The organism is Bartonella sp. AC158YNML (assembly GCF_042196725.1).
Taxonomy (GTDB): domain Bacteria; phylum Pseudomonadota; class Alphaproteobacteria; order Rhizobiales; family Rhizobiaceae; genus Bartonella.
This window is the reverse complement of sequence record NZ_JBHIQU010000087.1, coordinates 1-769: the sequence shown is the minus strand read 5'-3', so window position 1 is coordinate 769 and position 769 is coordinate 1. Positions and strand designations below refer to the sequence as shown.

Annotated in this window: 2 protein-coding genes; both read right to left on the bottom strand. The window is 37.2% G+C overall.

Translation table 11 applies throughout. The annotated features are described in order from the left end of the window. Window positions 1–342 (bottom strand): antA/AntB antirepressor family protein (locus ACFIM1_RS09385; protein ID WP_375609854.1); only part of this gene is annotated, 342 nt, incomplete at its 3' end. Window positions 343–412: 70 nt separating this feature from the next. Next, window positions 413–769 (bottom strand): hypothetical protein (locus ACFIM1_RS09380; protein WP_375694697.1); only part of this gene is annotated, 357 nt, incomplete at its 5' end.

Genomic DNA, 769 nt, shown 5'->3' with positions numbered 1-769 from the left:
AACTTGCTTTGCACGCCGCTCGCATTCAATAAAATATTGACGGGCTTGTTTTCCTTTTTCATTACGCTCTACCATGGAAAGTTCTTTTGCCATTTCCAAGGTGAGATGATAATTAATTGCAATAACAGATCTAGATTTTGCGCTCGCCAAATTTGGTGACCGCAAATCTTGTGTTTTTACAAAGTCTTGTCCTTCTATAAAATTGTATCTGCTAATACGATCCTTAATCCAATTGGAAAAGTCTCGTTTTGCTTCTAAGAATGCGTGCAAGTCACGAGCATTGACTGTTTGAACGTCTTCTCCGTTAACCGTGTTATTTGTAATAGCGATAGGATTATTCATGATTTTACTCCATCCGATAATTTAATAAGAGGAAAGAGGGGGGCGCTTTTAAATGCGCCCTTAAGAATTTTTAAAGCACATCACAAGGACGCAAACGGTGTTGTTTTTCGTAAGAACCATACATTGCATCATCATATTCGCGCTGTTTTATATCATCTAAAAAAAAACCGTATGCTGTGCTGTGTAGAATAAAATCGTGAGGAATGTTTCCGTTGAAACACTGCTCTTCACATTCTTTAAGATAGAATTCGGCAATATCTTCAGAGATATCTTCACAACGATTAGTCGTTGGTTCTACGCGCAAAATTTGGACAGCATTATCGGTTTGGTCGATAAAATTGATCATGTCCTTTTCTTCTAAGAAAGGACCAGATTTAGCGAGATTTTGTTCTTCATTTTCGCAAATGACTAAGAGAATTTCATCAGA